We start from the raw sequence: 21051 nt of genomic DNA, 5'->3' as shown, positions 1-21051 counted from the left end.
ACAGAAAAGAAGCAATGATGGCGAAGCGTCGCTCGACTCCTCCGATGCCCTGAAGTGACCGACATGGACGTTGCCGAACCAACCCGGGTGAAACCGGCCTCGCTGCCTTGTCGCGGCACCAACGTGCCTACGGTTCCTTCGGATTTCGGCGCAGGAGGCCGCGACAGGATGGTCCTCAACCTCTTTTTCGAAGAACGGGACGACCGCTGGTTTCCCGGCGACCGTCATCTCCGGCCGCTGCTGCGGCGTTTGCTGCTGGGCAAGTCCTTCATCAGCGGACAGCGGCGCGTCCTGCTCAATCTGTGCGCGGGCCTCGATCGGCTCGGCATCCGTTACCGCGTCAACGACTATCACTACATCCGGAAGCATCCCGAGGAACTTGCCTGCATCATCGGCCGGCCGTTCGTGCTCGACTGGTTCAAGTGGAAGAACCCGCTCCTGCTCGGCGTCGCCATGTATGACCATCCGATCGATGCGCCGGAGAGCCTGAAGGACCTCGATGTGAGGTGCGTGCTGGTGCCGTGCGCGTGGTATGCCGACATGTTCCGTCCGCACTGGCCCCACGTCGGTGCCTGGCCCGTCGGCATCGAGACCGATCTATGGACACCCGCGCCGGCGGATCAGAAGAGCGTCGACGTGCTGCTCTACGACAAGGTCCGCTGGGATCAAGCACGGTACGAGCGAGAGCTGATCGAGCCGATCCGCAGGCATCTCGCGGCGAGCGGCCGTACCGTCGAGGTGATCCGCTACGGGCACTACAAGGAAGACGACTACAAGGCCGCGCTGGCGCGTTGCCGCAGCATGGTCTTCCTCTGCGAGCACGAAAGCCAGGGCATCGCCTGCCAGCAGGCGCTGTCGAGCGGCGTTCCTGTCTTTGCCTGGGACCGTGGCGGACCGTGGCAGGATCCGAAATATTTTCCGGACAAGGTGAGGTTCGAAGGCGACGTGTCCTCCGTTCCCTATTTCGACGGACGCTGTGGCATGACCTTCACCGATGCGAGCGGGTTCGCCGCGGGCTGGGACCGCTTCTGGTCGCACGTCGGCGCGGGGGACTTCGCGCCGCGCGACTATGTGCTGGACCACCTGACGCTCGAGAAGGGCGCGCTTCACTATTACGAGATCGCCGAAGCGGCGATGCAGCGTCACGCGTGACCAGGATCGACCGACGCGAATTTCTCCTCGGCAGCGCGGCGAGCCTCGCGGCGGGCGCATCGGCGTCCGCAGTGCCGGCGTCGAGACGCGCCCAGCGCCGTCCCGGCTTTGGCGCTGCGGCGACGCTCTGGGACCTGCAAGCCGATCCCAGGCTCGGCGAGGCCATCAGCACCTATTGCACCCAGGTGGTGCCGGTGCTCGAGCTGAAATGGCCGATGTTGCGGCCGGACGCGCATACGTTTGCCTTCGAACGCGCCGACGCGATCCTGGATTTCGCGCGAGACAACGATCTGACGATGCGCGGCCACGCGCTCGCCTGGTATCACGACATTCCGGACTGGACCAAGCAGATCAAGACCACCAAGGGCGTCGAGCGCGCGTATCGCGACCACGTCGGCACCGTGGTGTCCTACTACAAGGACAAGCTGACGTCGTGGGATGTCGTCAACGAGCCGATCCCGGACAATCCCCGCGGTACGAAGGACCGGCGCGACACGTTCTGGACACAGCATCTGGGTCAAGGCTGGATTCCATTGGCGTTCCGCACGGCGGCCGCCGCCGACCCCTCGGTCAAGCTCGCGATCAACGAATATGACATCGAGTCGGCGAAAGACTCGTTCATCGCCAAGCGGGCAGCCTACCGCAACCTCATCATGGACCTGCTCGATCAGGGTGTTCCGCTGCACGCGGTGGGGCTGCAATCGCATCTGCACGCCGAGCTCGAGATCGACACGCACGGGCTCGCCGCGTTCGTGGCCGAGCTGCGCTCCTGGGGGCTCGAGGTGCTGGTCACCGAGCTCGACGTCGACGACCAGAAGCTGGCGGGCAATCCGGCAGAGCGCGACGCCATCGTCGCCAAGCGCGTCGACGATCTGCTGACGGCGATCTCGGCCAGCGGCCCGGTGCGCTCGATCCTGACCTGGGGCATCTCGGACCGTTACAGCTGGATCAACGGCACCTTCTCCCGCAAGGACAAGCAGCCGAACCGTCCGCTGCCGCTCGACGGCGAGTTCAAGCCGAAGCCGTTCATGGACGTTATCGGCAAGTTCACGAGGGACGCCTGAGGCGCTGGTCCTCAGCGTGTCCTCGGCGTTTCGAACGCGGGCGCATCTCCGATGTGATCGGGAGCAAGGCCCGGACTGCGACGGTCGCGCGAAGAGAGGCGGAACACGTCACGAATGTCGTCGACCGAGGTCGACGAATAGGACTGGATGCAGAGCGCCACCTGCTCGGGCGAAGCAGCCCGCATCATCGCTTCGATGGCCGGACGGTCGAGTGGCGTATCGTCCCAGTGCGAGGCTGCGATGCTGTCTTCAGTGACCCGATGCCTCGCCAGATGTTCCGGCGAGTTCGCGACGAAGTTCCCGTAAAGCAGATATTCGGAGAACTTCTTCTTCCGGCACAGCGCCAGAGCCCAGCTCAAGCCCGTCGCCGACTTGATGGCGTCGGTCATCGCGCGCGCGGTGTCCTTGTCCCAGACCAGCGCGTTGCCGACATAATCGTCCGCCGGGAACGAGCGCTGCTCGATCCCCAGAAGTTGATCCACGGTGCGGAGCCACACGCCATGCACCGGGTGGTCGGCGCCGATCGCCTTGCGCGTGACGTAGAGCGGCGCCTTCTCGTCGCCGGCATATCGGCTGACGTCGAATTCGCGGAAGAACAGATTGTCCGAATCCAGGATGCAGACGCGCTGCTCGGACGCATTGAGAACGCCTGCGATCTTCAGGATCTGCTGGATGTGCCAGCCATGCACGGGCGACGACAGCAGCGAGAGCCAGACACGCCGGCTGCTGAGGAACTGGAGGGCCGGCGGCACCGCGAACAGCCATTTCGGCAGGTAGTGCGAGGCCGGAACGATGACCCTCTTGTCGGAGGCGAACCGCGCGAACAGCGGAACGTCCTCATCGTTAACGAGAACATAATGCCGCTTATATCCCGAGAGCCAGGTGTCGATGCTCTCGCTGAGCAGCGAAAAGCGCTCGATATCCTTGGCGTAGCTGGCAGTCAGCAGGGCGACGGAATGCATGGCGCGCGCTCGAATGGCAATCAGGCCGCACTCATAGCGCCAATGTGGGGCGTTGGAAACTTGCGATCGCAATCAAGGTAAAATGAAACGAAGTATTAGCCATCCGCCGGCAGCCCCTGCTCCAGCCTACGAAAGCGCAGCGGTGCCAGCGCTGATGCTCGCTGCCACCAGTCGGCGACGCGGTCGTCGAGGCCGGTGGTGCCGCGGCCATGGCCGGGGAAGATCCGGATCTGCTGGATCGCCTCAGCTTCGAACCCCCTGCCCCTGCGCGCGATCCTGAGGGCGACGCCTTCGCGATCCCGCCGCGTCAGCGGCACCAGGAGGCGGCCGCGCGGGCGGAGCGACTGAAGCCAGAGCAGGTGCGGCTGCGGGAAGCCGGCATGGACGATGATGACGTCGGCGGGCTCGCCGACGTCCTTGCATCCGTCGCCGTTGACGACCGTGACGTTGCGATATCGGCGCAAGTGGTTCGCCGCCCGGGCTGCGAGCCGCCCGTCGCATTCGACCGCATGTACGTCGTCCTTTGGGCCGACGATCACCGACAGCACCGCCGAGAAATAACCAAGACCACAGCCGACCTGCACGACGCGCTCCTTCTCGCTGACGTCGAGCACGTCGATGAGATGCGCCCACAGGCTCGGCAAGCCGGTGTCGAGCTTGCGGCGGGCGTCGATCGCGACCAGCACATTGTCGTAGAGATGAACCGGATCCGCGTCGGGCGTCAGCCGGTAGCTGCGCGCCGCCTCGCTCTTGATGCGCCAGGGCCCCCTCGGCAGAAAATCCTCGCGCGGAACAGTGGCAAGCGCCTCGAGCAGGCGGGGCGAGGAAATCCGCTCGCGCCTGGCAATCCTCTCCACGTAGCGCGCACGCGCGGCGGCAAGATCGCGCATGTCACAGATCGGCCTGTTCGCCCACGGGCGCGTCGGTCCCAAGCTCGGCCACCAGCTGCATCGCCTGCGTCAGGTCCGGCGTGCAAAGACCTTCGCTGAACTTGCCCACGACGGGCACGAGCAGAAGACTTGCGTGCTCGCGCCTGCCGGCCTCGAGCAACAAGCGCGCGAGGCTGACGGCGGTACGAAGCTCCCAGGACAGCGCACCCTGCTTGCGCGCTGTCGCAAGCGACTGCGCGAACAGCTCCTCGGCCTCCTGCACCGAGGCCGGATCGCCATCCGACAGGGTAATCTCGCCTTGAAGGCGATAGACCTCGGCGAGATAGGAATGATCACCGGTCCGCCGCGCGGTTGCAAGCGCGCCGTCCAGCGCGCGCAAGGCGGCATCCCGCATCCCAACCTTGGCATAGGCTTCCGCGAGCAGGCAGCGGAACCAGCAGCCGGCGAGCCAGGAATCCATCGCCTCGTACTCGTCGAGGCCCAAGCGCATCTGGCTGAGGCCCTCGTCGGTCTCGCCGAGCTGCGTCAGCGCCCAGCCGCGCAGGATCGTCGCCTGCTGCTTCCAGTGCAGGAAATTGTGCTCGCTGGCGATGATCATGGCGCGGTTGGCGTGGTCGCGCGTACCCTCGACGTCGCGCAGATGCTGGCAGAGATAGGCGCCGAACACGAGCGCAAAGGCGAGCGTGAAGGGATGGCGGATCTTCTCGGCATTGGCGATCGCCTGCTCGCTGTGCTCGCGCGCCGCGTCGGGCCGTCCGAGAAACCAGAGCAGATAACCGAGATAGGACAGCGAGACGACGCCGGGATCGGTGCCGTGCCGCACCATGAGGTCGGAGTGCAAATCGGGGCTGTAGAGATTGATGCAGCGGTGCAGATGATGCTGCGAGGCGGCAAAGCGGCCGCGATAGAGCATGGTCATCGCGATCGAACGGTGCGCTTCGATCAAATATCCGGTCTGCTGCGCCGGCCGCGAGCGCTCGTTCAGCCGCTGCCGCTTGGCGAATTTCAACAGCTCGACGCTGAGATCGTGCGCGCGGGTGAGATCGGCGCGGATGAAGTGGCACACCCAGAGTCCGCGAGTGGCTGCGAAGACCTTTTCGTCGTCATCGAGCTGATGACCGAGCTCCAGCGCGCGGATGTAGTTCTCCTCGACTTCCTGCACCGCATAGCCCTTGGCGGCAATCAGCGCGTTGCCCAGCGCGATGCGCAGCTCGAGCTCCATCTCGTCGGCCCCCGGTATGCCCGCGTTGGCGTGCACGACGCCGAGGCCGCGGCGCAGATGGCCGATCGCCTCCAGATTGGCGCCGTTCCTCGCCGCCTGCTTGCCGGCCTTGAGCCAGAAGCCGGCGGCGCCCTCGCTCTGGCCGGATTCGGTCAGGTGATAGGCGAGCAGCTCCGGCTCGCGCTCGGACTTCTCCGGATACATTTCGGAAAGCACCTGGGCGATCCGGGAATGCAGCTTGCGCCGCTCGCTGTGCAACAGGCTCGCATGCGCGGCGTTCTGGATCATCACGTGCTTGAAGGAGTAGAGCGCGTCCGGCGGGTGGCCGCGGCGCATGATCAGCCCTGCGTCCTCCAGATGATTGAGCGCCGCCACGATCTGCTCGGCCGGCGTGTTGGCGACGGCGTGCAGCGTCTCGTAGGAGAACTCGCGGCCTACCGTGGCGCCGATCTGCGCGATGCGCTTGAACGGTCCCATCCGGTCGAGCCGCGCCATCAGAGAGTCGGTCAGGGTTGCCGGGATTGCGAGCTGCCGCCATGGCCCGGACAGCACGTAGCGCCCGTGCCGCTCGGTCAGGAGGTCGGATTCGAGAACTGTCTTGGTCAGCTCTTCCAGAAACAGCGGCACGCCGTCGGTCTTGACGATGATCTCCTCGACGACCTCCTTGGGCAGCTCGCGTCCTGCCACGCGCTCGACCAGCGTCGTGCGCAATTGCCGGCTCAGGCGGTTCAGGACCACGGTGGTGATGTGCGAATGCGCGCTCCAGCTCGGCTGGAATTCGGAGCGCGCGGTGATGATGACCAGGATCGGCCGATTCTGCACGCGGTCGACCAGAAGATCGATCACCTTCCGGGACGTCGGGTCGATCCAGTGCAGGTCCTCGAACGCGATCACCAGCGGCATTTCGCGCGCAAGACCGAGGAAATGGTCGACCAGCGCCACAACCGTCGCATCCTTCTGCTGCTGCGGCGACAGTTCGAGCGGCGGATAGCGGTCTCCGGTCGGTATCGACAGCAGCGCGGCAAACAGCGGAGTGACCTGCTGGATGTCGCCATGAGCGGCGGCGATCGCGGTCTCGAGGCCCGCCAGCGACAGCGCGGACGGATCCTCACGATCGAGGCCGAGCGAGAATTTGAGCTGATCGACGAACGGATGGAACGCCGTGGAGGTGTAGTAAGGCGAGCACTGGAGCGAAACTTGTCCGTGGCGGTCGCCCGATATCCGCTCGAAGATTTCCTGGATGATGCGCGACTTGCCGATGCCGGGCTCGCCGAACTTGACCACGACCTGGCCGTCGCCGTCCTTGGCCTGCTGCCAGCGCCCCATCAACAGCGAGATCTCCTCCTCGCGGTTGACGAGCGGCGTCAACCGCGAGCCCATCGCGGCGGCGAAGCGGGTCTCCATCCGCGAGGCGCGCACCACATGCCAGGCCTGTGCCTTCTCGGCGATCCCCTTCAGGACATGGACGCCAAGATTGCGGTAATCGAACTTCCCCTTCAGCAATGACTGCGTCGAAGCGGAGATCACCACACCGTTTGGCGGCGCCAGGGCCTGCAGGCGCGCAGCGAGATTGACGGTCTCCCCGACCGCGGAGTCGCGTTCTTCGGTGCCCTGTCCGACGAGGTCGCCGACCACGACGAGGCCGGTCGCGATTCCGATGCGGACGGCGGGTGAGTGGCCGAGCGCACCGCGCGGCTCGACCGCGTGCGCCATCGACAGCACGCGCACGATCTCGAGCCCGGCGCGCACCGCGCGCTCGGCATCATCCTCATGTGCGGTCGGATAGCCGAAATAGACCAGGATACCGTCGCCGACGAAACGGGCGGCGAAGCCCTCATAATGCTTGACCACGCGGACGCAGGTTTCGCGGAAGCCCGCAATCATGTCGCGGACGTCTTCGGGATCGAACTGCGCGGACAGCGAGGTGGAATCCACCATGTCGCAGAACATCGTGGTGAGCTGGCGCCGTTCGGCTCCGACGTCCGCCCGTGCTTGCGGACGCACCGCCTCGGTTGGCGCCTCCGCCGTTTCCGCTCGAAACAGCGCCGCCATCGCCCGCTGGATCCGCTTGCGATCGCCGAGCGGCAATCCGAGTTCGGCCAGGTCGGATTCGGTCAGGTCCCCGATCACGTCGAGATCGAGACGGTGCTGCGCGAAGAGATCGGTGTAGTGACCGAGGCCGATACCGTCGAGCCAGCGCTTCAGCTCGCCTTCCGTCCCCGTGCCCGGTTCATTCTCCAGCATGGTGATTCTGCCCGACCATCACTCCGTCGAAGGGCTCCGATGCCCCTCAACCACAGATTTTGGGGCTCAAACTTCACCTCAGACTGGACCCGTTCCCCAACTTCTTGGAAGAATAGCTCAATCGGATCAAAAGGGAATGGCGTTGTCGGACATTGCATCCGGAGCGAACGAAGGATCAGCCGGTACGACGGCCGAAACGAAAATATTCGCGCATATCAGCGGCCTTCTCGAATTCTACGCGCGCAGGACAGCGGCGGCGCCCGCACTCCTCGCCCCTGGCCGGCCGGTTCTCAACTACCGCGCCCTTGGCAACCGGACGCAGTATCTGATCCGGACGCTGCGCGGGCTCGGCATCGCGCCCGCGGACCGCATTGCAGTTGCGCTGCCGCGTGGCGCCGACAGCGCACTGGCGTTGATCGCGGTCGCGTCGGCCGCCGTTTGCGTCCCCGTCAACCCGGATCTGACGGCGGACGAGCTGCAACGCTAGTTCAGCGAACTGAAGCTGGCGGCGCTGGTGACCCAGACCGACATGAACTCCGCGAGCCGCGACGTCGCCAGGGCGTTCGATATCGCGGTGATCGATTTCGTGCCGGGGCCGCAAGACGATCTCGGCGGCTGCGCGTTCATCGGCCCGTCGGTCGGGCCGGCGAGCACGAGCGGCCCCTCGCGCGGGGACGACGATGCGTTCATCCTGTTGACGTCGGGAACGGCGGCGCGGCCGAAGATGGTGCCGCTGACGCATCGCAATGTCTGCCTGTCCGCTTACAATGCCGGCCATGTGCTGTCGCTCACGTCGCGCGATCGCCTGCTCAACGTCCTCCCGCTGTTTCATGCCATGGCTTGATCTCCGGCCTTCTCACTGCGCTGGCCGCTGGCTCCAGCGTGATCTGCACCGATGGCTTCGATTCTTCGTCCTTCTTCGGCTGGATGCGGGAGCTGCAACCGACCTGGTACACGGCGGTGCCGACCATTCATCGCGCATTGCTGACGGCGGCGGAGGCGAACCCGGACCATGCCCGACCGTCGTCGCTGCGCGTGATCCGCTCGGCCTCGGCCTCGCTCGCGCCTGCGATTCTTCGAGGGCTGGAGGCGACGTTCGGCGTTCCCGTGCTCGAGACCTACGGGATGACGGAGGCGGCCTCGCAGATCGCGGCCAATCCGTTCGAGCTGCGGAAGGTCGGATCGGTCGGCCGCGCCGCCGGCCCCGAGATCGCGATCATGGACGAGACGGGCCGCACGCTTGCGAGCGGCGCGCGCGGCGAGATCATGCTGCGCGGGCCAAACATGAGCCGCGGCTATTGCAATGACGAGGCGGCGACGCAGGCTGCGTTCCGCCATGGCTGGTTTCGGACCGGCGACCTCGGCTATCTCGATGCCGACGGCTATCTCTTCATCGTGGCCGCATCAAGGATGTCATCAACCGCGGCGGTCAGAAGATATCGCCGCTGGAGGTGGAAGAAGTTCTGCTCGGCCATCCGGCGGTGCTGGAGGCCGGCGTATTCGCCATCCCGCACCAAAAGCTCGGCGAGAACGTCGCCGCCGTCGTGGTGCTGCGGCCGAATTCCGAGGCCACCTCCGAACAGCTACGCCAGTTCGCACGAAAGCGGCTCGCAGCCTACAAGGTACCGAGCCTGATCCGCAGCGTCGCGGCGCTGCCGAAAGGCGCCAGCGGCAAGGTTCAACGCAATGTGCTGGCCGGACTCATTGCAGCAGTTGACGGCAGGGACGAGACCCGGCTGCCGCGCAATGCGCTGGAGACCCAGCTCGCCGAAATCTGGGCGGGCCTGTTGGAGTTGCCGCAGGTCGGCGTCGACCAGGACGTCTTCGCGCTCGGCGTCGACTCGCTCGCAGTGACGCAGATGCGCTCGCGCCTGCGCGAACGCTTCAATGTCGACTTCTCGTTCGAGGACATCTTCGATTGCACCACGGTCGCAGCACTTGCGGCCCGGATCGATACCGCCGCAAGCCGGCGCGAGACGGCGCTGCCGGCCTGGCACCGCGCTGCGGGCGCAGATGCACCGCTGTCGTTCTAGCAGCAGCGGATGTACGTGCTCTCGCGGCTCGACCCGACCCGCTACAATTACAATGTCGTCGAAGTGGCGCTTCTCAGCGGCCCGGTCGACGTCGCCGCGCTTTCTGCGAGCCTCACTGCGATCTGTGCGCGCCATGAGGCGCTGCGCACGGTCTTCATCGAACGTCTGGGCGAGCCGGTGCAGCTTGTGCAGTCATCGCCGTCGCAGTTCGAGCGCATCGAGCTCAAGCCCTGCCCTGCGGACAAGCGGCTCGCGGCTGTCCGGCGCGAGGCGCTCAAGCTCGCACAACATCCGTTCGACCTGTCCCACGAGCCGCCGCTGAAGGTCGCACTGCTGTCGTTCGACGAGCACAGCCATGCGCTGGTGGTCAACGTCCATCACCTCGTCACCGACGGCTGGTCGCAGCGGCTGTTCTGGGAGGATCTCGCCGTCCATTACGCCGCGGCGCGCATGAAGCGTCCGGTCACGCTGCCTTCGCCTGCCTTCCAGTATCGCGACTTCGCGCTCTGGCAGCAGAGCTGGGCGCAGACGCCGGCGGCGAAGGAGCAGCTCGATTATTGGAGGGCCCAGCTCCACGGCGTCACCACACTGCCGCTGCGAACCGACAGGCCTAGGCCACGGATCTGGAGCGGTCACGGCGCGCGCCACTATCTCGAACTTTCCAAGACGCTGTCGGGTGACCTGCGCGCACTGAGCCAGACCCAGGGCGTCACACCGTTCATGACGCTGCTGGCCGCCTTCCAGTGCCTGTTGTTCCGCCACACCTCGCATGAGGACGTCGCGACGGGATCGCTGATCGCCAACCCAGGCGTCAGACTGGACGGAGAATTTGCGCGGAGCGGGCCCCGTCTTCGACGGCGAAGCGCGCCCGGGCGCATCCACCGGCCACCATCCGGTCAGCCTCGAGCGTGAACTGGTCGGCCGGCTCACGGCGTTCGCCGGCCGGCACAATTGCACGCTGTTCATGTGCCTGCTCACCGGCCTGAAGGGCATGCTGCTGGCGCGGACGGGCCGCACCGACATCGCGGTCGCGACCTCCATGGCCAATCGTGCCCAGCCGGACACCGACCGCATCATCGGCCCGTTCGAGAACACGGTGATCGTCCGTACGACAATCACGCCGGAGCTGTCGTTCGCACAAGCCCTGATGCGGGTGCGCCAGAGCGTGCTCGATGCGCATGCGCGGCACGAGTTGCCGTTCAACATCCTGGCCGACCATCTGGAGCAGGAGGGGATCGATCCGGCCTCGCTGCTGCAGGTCTACTTCACGCTGCAGAATCCGCTGCGCCAGCCGCTCGATCTGCCGGATCTCGCAACAGCGTCGATCGGCAACATCGCGCGCGAAGGCCAGCCGGTGCTGCCGATCGACCAGACCCGGCTGTCGCTGATGCTCAAGGAGCGGCCGACCGGCATCACCGGCTCATGCAACTACAAGCGCGAGTTGCTCGAGGGCCGAGTGGTCGGCGAGTGGATGGAGGATCTCGTCGCGCTGCTGACGGCGGCCATCGCTCAACCCAACACACCGCTCGGCCGGCTGTACGGATTCACGGCCAAGCCTGTGAATGATCAAGTTGCGTCTTGATTATTTGGTGTCGCCGCGCAAGATTATTCCCGCGGTTTTGATTTGGACGACTATTTTCAACCGGGGGAGTATTATGGGTTTCATCAAATTTACCAAGGGCACCTCGTTGAGCGACAAGGACCGCAAGGCCCTCCAGAAGCTGCTGACCGACGAGAAGAAGAAGCTGCAGTCGGCACTGAAGGAGGTCGACGCCAGTCTTTCCATCCTGGGTGAGTCGAAGAAGGCCAAGAAGAAGAAGAAGTAAAATTCGCCGGCCGGGACGCTGCAGAAATCTCCAGACTTCAATGTTCGGCTTTCAGTTTTCGGACTTTGACTTTCGGTCTTTAGTTTTCGATTTTTAGTTTTCGGTCGTGGCCGCTCGCTGGTCGAGTTGGGGTCTCGCACAAGCTTGCGCCTGTAAACCGGCCTGCAGATCGACAAGAATTCGCCTGGGTGGATCGTTAGGAACAGTCCACTTGGTGATTCTTGCTCAGTTGAATTTTCCGTCGGGACCGGGGATTGGCCTCGCCTGACGCCATGGGCCCAATTGATGGCGGACGACAGAATTGAACTCTTTGTCGGGCTGATCGAGACCTTTGACGCCCCGGGCGCGGCCGAGGCGTGCCGGCGCCTGCTCTCGGTCGACGAACGGGCCCGGGCCGATCGATTCATGTTCGAGCGGCACCGACGGCAATACATCTTCGCACACGCCATGCTGCGCCTCGCGCTATCGCAGGTCGCCCGCAACGTCGCCCCCTCCGACTGGTCCTTTGCCGCGGGCCGCTATGGGCGGCCGTTTGTCGCAGCGCCTGTCACCTCGACCGCGCTGCATTTCAGCCTGTCGCATGCCGACGGCTGCGTCGCCTGCGTGGTGTCGCGGCATGAGGCCGTCGGCGTCGACGTCGAAGCCGTGTCGCGGCGCGTCGCCCCGCTGTCCACCGCGCTCCGCTTCTTTGCCCCGGAGGAGGTCGAAACGCTGCGCGGACTGCCGGAGCCCGCGGCCATCGAGCGCTTCTTCGACTATTGGACGCTCAAGGAGGCCTATCTGAAGGCCAGGGGCTTTGGACTCAATCTGCCGCTCGACGCCTTCGCGATGCAGGTGTCGGGCAAGGCCATCGAGATCAGCTTCAAGCCGGACATCGTCGACGATCCGGACGGCTGGCGCTTCTCGCTGTGCTCGCCATCGCCCTCGCACCGCCTCGCGATCGCCGACGGCTCCCGTGCGGCCGGCGGCCTTCCCATCAGCCGCCACGCCTGGCCGCTCCAGCAAGCGGCTGAATGATGCCGCCGCGGCTGCGCGTGTTTCCCGCGATTTCACGCAACCGCGATCCCAAGGCCTATATCGGCGAGCTGATGCGGGTGGCCCGATTCGCCGACCGCAACGGCTTCGAAGGCATCCTGCTGTTCGAAGGCAATGACGTGTTCGTCGAGCCCTGGGCGATGGCCCAGCACATCATCGCAGAGACGACGCGGAGCTCGCCGCTGATCGCCGTCAATCCGGTCTATATGCACCCGTTCACGGCCACGAAATTCGTTTCGTCCTTTGCGCAGCTCTATGGCCGCAAGGTCTATCTCAACATGATCACGGGGACGGCGATCAGCGACTTGCAGGGACTGGGCGACGACCAGTCGCATGCCGATCGTTACGTTCGGCTCGGTGAATTCGTCGCGCTGATGCGCCAGTTGCTGGCAAGCCCGCGGCCGGTGAATTTCGAAGGCCGGTTCTACCGCGCCAGCAATCTGCAACTTCGTCCGCGCCTGCCCGCGGAGCTGATGCCGGAGTTCTTGATCGCCGGCCAATCCGAGGCGGCCCAGCGCATCGCGAAGGAGACCGGCTGCATCAAGATGCAGATGCTGCCGCCCGATCTCGATCGCGGGCTCGACGTATCAGGCTTGAACTTTGGAATATTCGCGCGCGAGGGACGGGACGAGGCTCGGCAGGCCGCAAAGGCGCGCTTCCGCGACAATCCAGATGATCGCGAGCTGCTCGCGCTCACCGTAGAGAACAGCGACTCCGTGTGGAAGCGGCGGCTCTATGAGGGCCAGAGCGGCGAGCTTCAGGACAACGGCTACTGGCTGCTGCCGTTCCTGACTTTCCAGGCCGACTGCCCATATCTCGTCGGCAGCTACGAGGAGATCGGCGCGAAGCTGAAGGAGTTTGCGGCGAACGGCCTGACCACGATCATGCTCGACATGGTCGCGGACGAGACCGAGATGCGGCATGTCGGCAAGGCGCTCGCGGCGAGCGGGATGTTTTGAAGCCTTCTCCCTCCCCCGCGAGCGGCAGGGCAATCGCATATGGGAAACGCGGCGGGAAACTCGCCTGTGGCCATCCTTCGAGACGCCCGCCTCCGGCGGGCCCTCAGGATGAGCGCGCGTTTTGCGGCGAGATATCAGAGCCTCATGGTGAGGAGCCCACCAAAGCGGGCGTCTCGAACCATGCGGGCCCGGCTCGTCCGGCGGCCCCCACTGCCATATGCGATTGTCCTGCCGCGAGCGGGGAGAGGCGGACGCCTCACCTTGCTTCCTCGAATCCCGCCAGCACCGACGTCAGGTTCGCGCCAAGGATATCCGAGAGATAGCCGCCTTCCTGTACGAACACGGTCGGCAGGCCCATCCTCGCGATGGCCTGGCCGATGCGGCGGAAGCCGGGCGTGGTGATGGCCAATCCCTTCAGCGGGTCGTGCTCGGAGGCATCGAGACCGAGCGCGATGACGAGCGCTCCGGGCGCATACGACTCGATCGCCCTGCGCGCGAGGTCCAGCGCCTGCATGTAGCCGTCATCGCCGGTGCCGATGGCGAGGGGAATGTTGAGATTGGTGCCGAGACCGGGCCCTTCGCCCCGCTCATGCGCATAGCCCCACACGTAAGGATAGTACGCAACGGGGTCGGCATGGATCGAGATCGTGTAGACGTCGGGCCGAGCATAAAAAATGCCTTGCGTGCCGTTGCCGTGATGGACATCGACGTCGAGGATCACGACGCGCTCGTGCTTCTGTCGCAGATGCGCCGCCGCGATCGCGCTGTTGTTGAGGAAGCAGAAGCCGCCGGCCATGTCGCGATAGGCGTGATGGCCGGGCGGACGGCAGAGCGCGTAGGTCGCGTCCTCGCCGTCCATCACCATCTGCGCGGCCGTGACTGCGACATCGGTCGCGGCACAGACCGCCGCCCACGTGCCCGGCCCGATCGGCGCCGCGGTGTCGGCAGTGTGCCAGCCGAGCTTGCCGACGATGTGGGTGGGATAGGTTGCGGCATGGCGCACCGGATGGATGTTACCGATCATCTCCGGGCCGGAATCCCCGAGCGCCGTCCAGGCGTCCCAGGCCTCGCTCAGGAACGACAGATATTCCGGGCTGTGGATGCGCGCGCGGGGCCCCTGCCCGAACTTGGTCGGCTCGACCAGCTGATGCTTGCCGTCCTTCAATCCCTTGAGCAGGCGGTCGGCGCGCTCGGGCTGCTCGGTGGTGCGCTTGACGACACCGCGAACCAGGAAGAATTGCGGATCGTGGCTGCGGTGCAGTTCGGTATGGACGGCTTTCACTCAAACACTCCGTGATCGCATGCTCTAAGGGTTGCCACAGATTTCTTGATCCCTGCGGCGGCCGGATGCAAGCAAGAAGAATGCCGCCCTCACCCCCACCGTTCTGCACGCCAAGGAGACCGCCTTTGAACGGCCGGGCTCAGCAGCGTCCGCGCTGGAGGCAGTGCTCGCGCCCCTGCTGGTCAGTGCGGAAGGACTCGATGAAGCCACCCTGGCGCTGAGTGACGAAGACGGTCTTGCCGTCGCTGCCGCCGAAGGCGAGGTTGGTCGGCTCCTTGCCCTTCAGCGCGACCTCCCGCTCGACGGCGCCACTGGGCTTCATCAGCGCGATCGTGCCTTTGAGAATGCGCGCGACATAGAGACGGCCGGCAACGTCGGTGCGCAGACCGTCGACGGTGTCGGGCTGAAACGACTTGACGAGTTTTGCCCCGGTGAGCTCGTTGCCGTTGATCGCATAGGACCAGATCTGGCCGCTGCTGGACTCGCCAACATAGAGCGTCCTGCCGTCCGGGCTGAGATCGATGCCGTTTGTGGTGCCCATCGCGCGCGGCGCAGCCATGACCCGGCCCTGCACCGTACCGTCGGCTTCCTTGGCGATGCGCCAGATGTGTCCCTGGCGGCCCTTCCAGTTCGGATCGCTCGCATAGATCGTGCCGTCGCGCGCGATGGTGATGTCGTTCGGCTGGTTCATGTCGCCGGCGTGAAACCAGACGGCCGGCTCGGTCGCGCCCTTCGGAATCGCGAAGATGTTGTGCTTCTTGTAGTCGGCAATGAACATGGTGCCGTTCCGATCGAAACGGATGGCATTGCCGACGCTGCCTTCGGGCAGCACCGTGAATGGCTCCGACGCCGCGCCGCCGGCCGGCAGCCTGCCGATGGTGCCGGGCTTGCCGAGATTGACCACGTAGAGGTTGCCGTCGAGATCAGCGGCCGGCCCTTCGATGCCGAACGTGTATTCGCCCGCAGGCGTCACCTGCACGCTTTCGAACAGCTTGGTGTCGGCCCGGGCGGACGCGGTCGCAATGACGAGAACAACGCTACCGCACAGGCACCAGAAATTCCTGCCGGATGTAATAGCCATCGCCGTCGGTGCACTCGCCATTCAGATAGGGATCGGCCGGCCGAAAGAAGCGGCTGAAGCCGGGTTTGTCTACAGCGCGCTTTTGTGTCACGACAACGACCTTGGCGGCCGGTATTTCGCCGCATTCCTTGTTCGTCCTGCCATAGAATTTGCGCTGCGGCGGACCGGATTTGATCCGCATCCGCGTGCCCGGAACCATTTTCGCAACGAGCAGATCCGCCGCATCCAGCAGACGTTTGTAGCCGGGCTCGGTCTTCGGCAGGCTCTCGCCGCCTGGCGGCATCAGTTTCTCCGCGCCAAGGCCGCGCAGGCGCGTGCGCAGCCTGCCGGCGTCGGGATCGCCCGGATAGATCCAGCCGTCTTGCGACAGCATGAAGCGGAGCACGGCCCCGTCCTTCTCCGTCTCCGATTGGCCCGGCGTCAGACCGAAATCGGAGTGACAGCCGACACAATGCTTCTCGACGAGACCCTTGCGCAGCATTGTGAGCCGGGCGCTGTTCTGCGCGTCCCCGGCGACGAACGCCGCGAGTTGGTCGATCATGGCCTGGCTGCGCATGTCGCAGGGGAGCGGCTGAGGCCCATCGCCCGCGGCGCGGTCGATGCGGATCACGGTCTTGTTCTTGTCCTCGACCAGCCAGATCGCGCCGTCCTCGGCCACCGTCATGCCGACCGGGGCGCCTTGCGGCCGCGCGCCATTGACACGATGCCAACCTGCAATCAGTTCCTGGAACGGCGCAGCGGCGACCTCGCCGGTATCGGTCTGGAAGCTGCGGGTCGGGTCGGCTGCGCAACTGACGTGATAGCGCACCGGTGCCGGGGCAGGTTTGGGAAAGCCGTGATCGTCGATGTCATAGACGAGCAGGCGGCTGCCGGTCGGCCGATAGCCGTGCAGGCCGACCAGCAGCTTGCCATCAAGCTCCGGGAATTTGCCGCCGTGATAGTACATCATCGCGAGCGGCGCACCGTGTGGCGGCAGCAGCGAGAGCGGCGCCTTGTAGAGCGCGTTGGCCGTGCAGAGCGATTTGTAGATCCCCGATTGCAGCACGAGCCTGAATTCGGGACTCGGCGTCGACAGGTCGTAGCAATAGGGCCAGCCATAATGCCTGCCCTGCTCGACCGCGTTGATCTCCTCGTTCGGCTTTAAGATGTCAGGCAGATCGCGACCGTTCTCGGCCTGCAGGAAGGCGTAACCGGCATCCGGAAACATCGGGTGCAGCACCAGCGCCATCGAATTGCGCAAGCCGCGCGCATAGACGGTGTGCGGCGGATCGGGATCGCCAGGCTTCAATGCCGGGAAGACGCCGCCTGCGGGCGGCGTATACAGCCAGATCGATGCCATCGCCGACGCGCCCTCGGCGGCCGCGCAAGGCCTCGTGATCGGTGCGGGCGTAACGCAGTCGTCGCTATGCGAGCCGATATTGACGAAGAGCCGCCCATTCCTGTCAAAAACGAACGGCTTGAGCGGGTGCGCGCTCTCGTCGATCCTGGTCCTGTCGGGCAAGCTGATCCGCCGGCCGGGCATGTGGCGGATGATGGTCTCTACCGTGCCGCGCGGATTGTCGGCGAGCGGATCGAAACGGAAGATCGTCTCCGCGGTCGAGGCATAGAGCTTCCGGTCGGGGCCGATCACCAGCCCGAACGGATATTCGACATCGGTCAATAGCTCGTTGAAACGCCGACCCTGTGGCGCGTGCGGGTCGAGCAGCAGCAGCCGTCCATCGGCGTGACCCCAGCCGCCCATGTCGGCCACTACGAACAGGTCGCGGCCCGGCACCTGGACGATCGCACGCGGAAATTTGAGATGATCCTCTTCGCTGGCGACGAGGCCGGCGCAAAACTCCGCCTTCATGTCGATCTGGATCCGGGGAAAAGCGAGATCGCCGCTGCCGCAAACGTCCGCGCCGATCGCATAGCCGCTCTTCCTGATCGGTTCGGACGAAGCCGGAACGAAGCCGAGCAGCACGCCGGCCAACACCGCAGCAACCAAGCGCAGATCTCGCCGTTCGCCTGCGAATGTAAACTGGTTCACGGTGGCTCCCCTCTTCCCGGGACGCTTGTTCCATGACGACCGTGCTGCGTCCAGTCATCACCCGCCTGTGATCAAACCCGTTGCGGCATTGGTGGCGACCAACCTCCGTAAATTCCCTTACCGGGCTCGACCCGAATGTTTCGCGAATGCCAGAGGTGGTATCAATCTGCCATCCCAATCGCTTTCTACAGGAGGCGTTCATGGTCCAGGTCTATTTTCACTGCTCCAACACCGAGGGCACGCTGATCGACCGCTATGGCGCCGTCGTCGCCAATCTGACCGAGGCGCGCGACCACGCCGCCCAGATCATGAACTCGATGATCCAGACCCCCGGTGCCGAAGACTGGCGCGACTGGGTGATCCATGTCAGCGACGACGATGGCGAGGAGATTTTCGATCTCCCCTTCACCGCCATGCTCGGCAAGCCGCATTGAGGTGATGCCATGTTGATCGCTTCCCTGAGCCTCCTCCGCCAGCCCCTGAGCTTCGTCGCCGTCAAATGGCAGACGCTGATCCGTGTCGCGGGCAACCCCTACCGCCCCGAGCTGCACTACATGCGCGGGCCTGGTCCGAAATGGCACGCCAAGCATCAGGCCGGCCGGCTGGACCGCATGCGCTGAGCGCTGTCGGGTTCACCGCTTTCCCACCGATCTTCCTAGCATCGTCATGGCCGGGCTTGTCCCGGCCATCCACGTTCTGGGATGCAAAGACGTGGATGCCCGGGTCAAGCCCGGGCATGACGAGATTGCGGAGCAGCCCCTCCCTCACCTCCCCGTAAACATCGCCTTGCGCTTCTCGATGAAGGCATTGCGGCCTTCGACGGCGTCTGCGCTCTTGCGGATCGTGGCCTGGAGTTCGATCTCGCGGCGGAACTGCGCCTCGTAGGTCGCATGCTCGCTCTCCTCGATCAGCGCGCGCGTTGCGACCAGGGCGCGCGTCGGTCCCTCGGCGAGGCGGCGGGCCAGACCCAGCGCCTCGTCCATCAGCTTGGCATCGTCGACGACCTGCCGCACCAGCCCAATCTCCTGGGCGCGTTCCGCCGTCAGCGGCTCGTTCAGCAGCATCAGTTCGAGCGAGCGCTGCCGGCCGACCAGCCGCGGCAGCAGCCAGGTCGAGCCGAGATCGGGCACCAGCGCGATACGGCTGAACACCTGGATGAAGCTCGCCGACCGCGCCGCAACGATGATGTCGCCGGCCATCGCCAGGCTAAAGCCGCCGCCCGCCGCCACGCCATTGACGGCGACCACGACGGGCACGCGGCACTCGCGCAAGGCCTTGAAGGCCGGCCAGTAGAAGCGCATGACGCCAGCGGCGATATCCTCGCCGAGCGCCTCCGAGGCCTTCAGGTTCTGGCCCGAGCAGAAGCCGCGCCCGGCTCCGGTCAGGATGAGGGCGCGGACGTCCTCCTTCGTCGTCATCTCCGCGACGGCGGCGGCGAGCGCGCCGAGCAGGTCCGGCGTCATTGCGTTCAGGCTCGCCGGCTCGTCGAGGGTCAATATCCCGACCGCGCCATCCCGCGCCTGTTTCACACCAGCCATGCCGCGCCTCCCTTTTGATGTTCTCGTTGACCGCAATGTGCCATGGTCCGCGCGCTTCGCCAATTGCGGAGCAAGTCAGCGCAACGAAGCCATCATAAAATACAGCACAGAACATCAAGACGACATCATGCCTCATCAGTTCAGCCTGAACCAAAACGTCCGCAAGCTCGCCGTCACCTCCAAGGGCGGCATCGTCGCCTCGCAATCGCGGCGAGCGGCCGAAGTGGGGGCACAGGTGCTCGCGGCGGGCGGCGACTGCGTGGACGCGATCGTGGCAACCACCATGGCGCTGAACGTGCTGGAGCCCTGGAACAGCGGCATCGGCGGCGGCGGTGCGATGGTGCTCTACCGCGCCAAGGAAAATCGCTATGAGGTGATCGACTACGGCATGTGTGCGCCACAGAGTCTGCGTGCTGCCGACTACCCGCTCAGCGGCGAAGGCGCAGCCTCCGATCTCTTTCCCTGGCCGCGGGTGAAGGACGATCGCAACATCCACGGCCCCGGTTCGATCGCCGTGCCTGGCGTCGTCGCCGGGATGGAAGAGGCGCATCGCCGCTACGCCAGAATGCCGTGGAAGGATCTGGTCGCGCCGGCAGCCAGTCTCGCCGGCGAAGGCCTGCTGGTCGATTGGTGGACCACGGTGACGATCTCGGGCTCGGCCGCCGATCTCAGGCGCTATCCCGCGAGCGCGGCGGCATTCCTGAAGGACGGGCTGCCACCGAGCGCGCCATGGGGTATCAAGGCCGAGACGCGGCTGCCGCAGGATACGCTGAAGGCAACGCTGTCGCATCTCGCCGACGCCGGACCGCGCGATTTCTATCAGGGTGATCTCGCCAGGAGCATCGCCTCCGACATCAAGGCCGACGGCGGTTCGCTGTCGGTCGAGGACCTCGCCGCCTTCGGCGCGCAACTGCGCGAGCCGCTGGCGATCCCGTATCGCGGCGGCAAGGTGTTTGCGACGCCGGAGCTCACGGCCGGCCCGACCATGGCGCATGCGCTGCGCCTGCTGCAGCAGAATTTGAAGCCGGCAGGCACGCCGGACGCGGCCGCCTATGCCGAATATGCGCTCGCCCTGCAGGCTGCCTTCCGCGAGCGGCTCAAGGACATGGGCGATGCCGACGGCAAGCGCTCGCTCGGTGCCGAATATCTGGCGCCCGCCTGCACCACGCATTTCTCCGTGGTTGACCGCCACGGCAACATCGCCGCGGTGACGCAGACGCTGCTCTCGTCGTTCGGCTCGAGATACGTCACGCCGCACACCGGCATCGCCATGAACAACGGCATCATGTGGTTCGATCCGACGCCGGGCACGACCAACTCGCTTGCGCCCGGCAAGCGCTGCCTCTGCAACTACACGCCCGTCATCGCGGAGACGAAGGATGGCAAGCGGCTCGCGGTCGGCGCCTCCGGCGGCCGCCGCATCCTTCCGGCGGTGACGCAGCTCGTGTCCTTTGCGATGGATTTCGGCATGGATCTCGATGCCGCCATTCACCAGCCGCGCATTGACGCCAGCGAGGGCGCAATCGTGATTGGCGATGCGCGGCTGCCGGCTGAGGTGCGCAAAGCCCTGGCCGCACGCTTCGACTATGAAGAGAGCCGCGTGCAGACGTTGCCGCAGAAATTCGCCTGCCCGAGCGTGGTGATGCGCGAGGGCGACACGAATTCCGGCGCGGTCGAGATCTTCCAGCCTTGGGCCGATGCGGTGGCGGAAGGCTGAGGGACGCACCGCTGCGA

The 21051-nt window shown here is 65.4% G+C and carries 16 protein-coding genes and 1 pseudogene; 10 read left to right on the top strand and 7 right to left on the bottom strand.

All coding sequences use genetic code 11. From position 1 onward, the window contains the following. Positions 1–63 precede the first annotated feature (63 nt). Together EHH60_RS19555 and EHH60_RS19550 are read left to right on the top strand one after the other, a co-directional pair. Positions 64–1152, top strand: a complete 1089-nt coding sequence (locus EHH60_RS19555; protein ID WP_124161078.1) for a glycosyltransferase — start codon at positions 64–66, stop codon at positions 1150–1152. Then, positions 1149–2216, top strand: coding sequence for an endo-1,4-beta-xylanase (locus EHH60_RS19550; RefSeq protein WP_124161077.1), 1068 nt, complete (start codon positions 1149–1151; stop codon positions 2214–2216). Before EHH60_RS19555 ends, EHH60_RS19550 begins: the two co-directional genes overlap by 4 nt. Before the next feature lie 11 nt (positions 2217–2227). On the opposite strand, the gene EHH60_RS19545 is transcribed toward EHH60_RS19550, so the two are convergent. The 3 genes from EHH60_RS19545 to EHH60_RS19535 all read right to left on the bottom strand — a co-directional run bounded on the left by EHH60_RS19545 (position 2228) and on the right by EHH60_RS19535 (position 7534). Next, the gene (locus EHH60_RS19545; protein WP_199751623.1) at positions 2228–3178 is read right to left on the bottom strand and encodes a DUF6492 family protein; all 951 of its coding nucleotides are present in this window, start codon (positions 3176–3178) and stop codon (positions 2228–2230) included. 95 nt (positions 3179–3273) lie between these two features. Beyond that, complete coding sequence (locus EHH60_RS19540) at positions 3274–4068, bottom strand: protein-L-isoaspartate O-methyltransferase family protein (protein WP_124161076.1); 795 nt, start codon at positions 4066–4068, stop codon at positions 3274–3276. 1 nt (position 4069) lies between these two features. Further along, positions 4070–7534, bottom strand: a complete 3465-nt coding sequence (locus EHH60_RS19535) for an ATP-binding protein (protein ID WP_124161075.1) — start codon at positions 7532–7534, stop codon at positions 4070–4072. 136 nt (positions 7535–7670) lie between these two features. Between EHH60_RS19535 and EHH60_RS19530 the strand changes: the two are divergent. The 5 genes and pseudogenes from EHH60_RS19530 to EHH60_RS19520 all read left to right on the top strand — a co-directional run. Next, positions 7671–10407 (top strand): annotated as a pseudogene (locus EHH60_RS19530) (AMP-binding protein); the annotation flags it as partial. Between the two features lie 124 nt (positions 10408–10531). Next, positions 10532–11149, top strand: a complete 618-nt coding sequence (locus tag EHH60_RS38795) for a condensation domain-containing protein (protein WP_502697413.1) — start codon at positions 10532–10534, stop codon at positions 11147–11149. A 73-nt stretch (positions 11150–11222) separates the two neighbouring features. Further along, positions 11223–11393 (top strand): hypothetical protein, encoded by a 171-nt coding sequence (locus tag EHH60_RS37615; RefSeq protein WP_199751620.1) that lies wholly within the window; start codon positions 11223–11225, stop codon positions 11391–11393. Between the two features lie 285 nt (positions 11394–11678). After that, positions 11679–12410 (top strand): 4'-phosphopantetheinyl transferase family protein, encoded by a 732-nt coding sequence (locus EHH60_RS19525; RefSeq protein ID WP_124161074.1) that lies wholly within the window; start codon positions 11679–11681, stop codon positions 12408–12410. Further along, positions 12407–13387, top strand: a complete 981-nt coding sequence (locus EHH60_RS19520) for an LLM class flavin-dependent oxidoreductase (protein ID WP_124161073.1) — start codon at positions 12407–12409, stop codon at positions 13385–13387. Before EHH60_RS19525 ends, EHH60_RS19520 begins: the two co-directional genes overlap by 4 nt. A gap of 256 nt (positions 13388–13643) precedes the next feature. Here the strand turns inward: EHH60_RS19520 and EHH60_RS19515 are convergent, their stop codons facing one another. The 3 genes from EHH60_RS19515 to EHH60_RS19505 form a co-directional block, all read right to left on the bottom strand. After that, positions 13644–14669 (bottom strand): histone deacetylase family protein, encoded by a 1026-nt coding sequence (locus EHH60_RS19515; protein WP_124161072.1) that lies wholly within the window; start codon positions 14667–14669, stop codon positions 13644–13646. Positions 14670–14808: 139 nt separating this feature from the next. After that, positions 14809–15750, bottom strand: a complete 942-nt coding sequence (locus tag EHH60_RS19510) for an SMP-30/gluconolactonase/LRE family protein (protein WP_199751617.1) — start codon at positions 15748–15750, stop codon at positions 14809–14811. Beyond that, positions 15707–17779, bottom strand: a complete 2073-nt coding sequence (locus EHH60_RS19505) for a PQQ-dependent sugar dehydrogenase (protein WP_124161070.1) — start codon at positions 17777–17779, stop codon at positions 15707–15709. Before EHH60_RS19505 ends, EHH60_RS19510 begins: the two co-directional genes overlap by 44 nt. A 200-nt stretch (positions 17780–17979) precedes the next feature. On the opposite strand from EHH60_RS19505, the gene EHH60_RS19500 reads away from it, so the two are divergent. Together EHH60_RS19500 and EHH60_RS37610 are read left to right on the top strand one after the other, a co-directional pair. Beyond that, a complete protein-coding gene (locus tag EHH60_RS19500; RefSeq protein WP_124161069.1) occupies positions 17980–18213 on the top strand; it encodes a DUF6894 family protein in 234 nt (77 codons plus the stop codon). A gap of 9 nt (positions 18214–18222) precedes the next feature. After that, the gene (locus tag EHH60_RS37610) at positions 18223–18399 is read left to right on the top strand and encodes a hypothetical protein (protein ID WP_199751614.1); all 177 of its coding nucleotides are present in this window, start codon (positions 18223–18225) and stop codon (positions 18397–18399) included. Positions 18400–18543: 144 nt separating this feature from the next. Here EHH60_RS37610 and EHH60_RS19490 read toward each other — a convergent pair whose 3' ends face one another. Then, positions 18544–19317, bottom strand: a complete 774-nt coding sequence (locus EHH60_RS19490; RefSeq protein ID WP_124161067.1) for an enoyl-CoA hydratase-related protein — start codon at positions 19315–19317, stop codon at positions 18544–18546. A 127-nt stretch (positions 19318–19444) separates the two neighbouring features. On the opposite strand from EHH60_RS19490, the gene EHH60_RS19485 reads away from it, so the two are divergent. Continuing rightward, on the top strand, positions 19445–21034 hold the full coding sequence (locus tag EHH60_RS19485) for a gamma-glutamyltransferase family protein (RefSeq protein ID WP_124161066.1): 1590 nt from the start codon (positions 19445–19447) through the stop codon (positions 21032–21034). Positions 21035–21051 lie beyond the last annotated feature (17 nt).

Origin of the sequence: Bradyrhizobium sp. RP6, from assembly GCF_003837805.1 — a bacterium.
GTDB lineage: Bacteria > Pseudomonadota > Alphaproteobacteria > Rhizobiales > Xanthobacteraceae > Bradyrhizobium.
The sequence above is the reverse complement of the archived record's forward strand: the minus strand, read 5'-3'. Positions and strand labels throughout refer to the sequence as shown.

Coding starts and splice junctions, on each gene's coding strand:
- EHH60_RS19485 (WP_124161066.1), top strand. CDS start 19,445: ATGCCTCATCAGTTCAGCCTGAACCAAAACGTCCGCAAGCTCGCCGTC.
- EHH60_RS19540 (WP_124161076.1), bottom strand. CDS start 4,068: ATGCGCGATCTTGCCGCCGCGCGTGCGCGCTACGTGGAGAGGATTGCC.
- EHH60_RS37610 (WP_199751614.1), top strand. CDS start 18,223: ATGTTGATCGCTTCCCTGAGCCTCCTCCGCCAGCCCCTGAGCTTCGTC.
- EHH60_RS37615 (WP_199751620.1), top strand. CDS start 11,223: ATGGGTTTCATCAAATTTACCAAGGGCACCTCGTTGAGCGACAAGGAC.
- EHH60_RS19490 (WP_124161067.1), bottom strand. CDS start 19,317: ATGGCTGGTGTGAAACAGGCGCGGGATGGCGCGGTCGGGATATTGACC.
- EHH60_RS19510 (WP_199751617.1), bottom strand. CDS start 15,750: ATGGCTATTACATCCGGCAGGAATTTCTGGTGCCTGTGCGGTAGCGTT.
- EHH60_RS19500 (WP_124161069.1), top strand. CDS start 17,980: ATGGTCCAGGTCTATTTTCACTGCTCCAACACCGAGGGCACGCTGATC.
- EHH60_RS19535 (WP_124161075.1), bottom strand. CDS start 7,534: ATGCTGGAGAATGAACCGGGCACGGGGACGGAAGGCGAGCTGAAGCGC.
- EHH60_RS19520 (WP_124161073.1), top strand. CDS start 12,407: ATGATGCCGCCGCGGCTGCGCGTGTTTCCCGCGATTTCACGCAACCGC.
- EHH60_RS38795 (WP_502697413.1), top strand. CDS start 10,532: ATGTGCCTGCTCACCGGCCTGAAGGGCATGCTGCTGGCGCGGACGGGC.
- EHH60_RS19525 (WP_124161074.1), top strand. CDS start 11,679: ATGGCGGACGACAGAATTGAACTCTTTGTCGGGCTGATCGAGACCTTT.
- EHH60_RS19545 (WP_199751623.1), bottom strand. CDS start 3,178: ATGCATTCCGTCGCCCTGCTGACTGCCAGCTACGCCAAGGATATCGAG.
- EHH60_RS19555 (WP_124161078.1), top strand. CDS start 64: ATGGACGTTGCCGAACCAACCCGGGTGAAACCGGCCTCGCTGCCTTGT.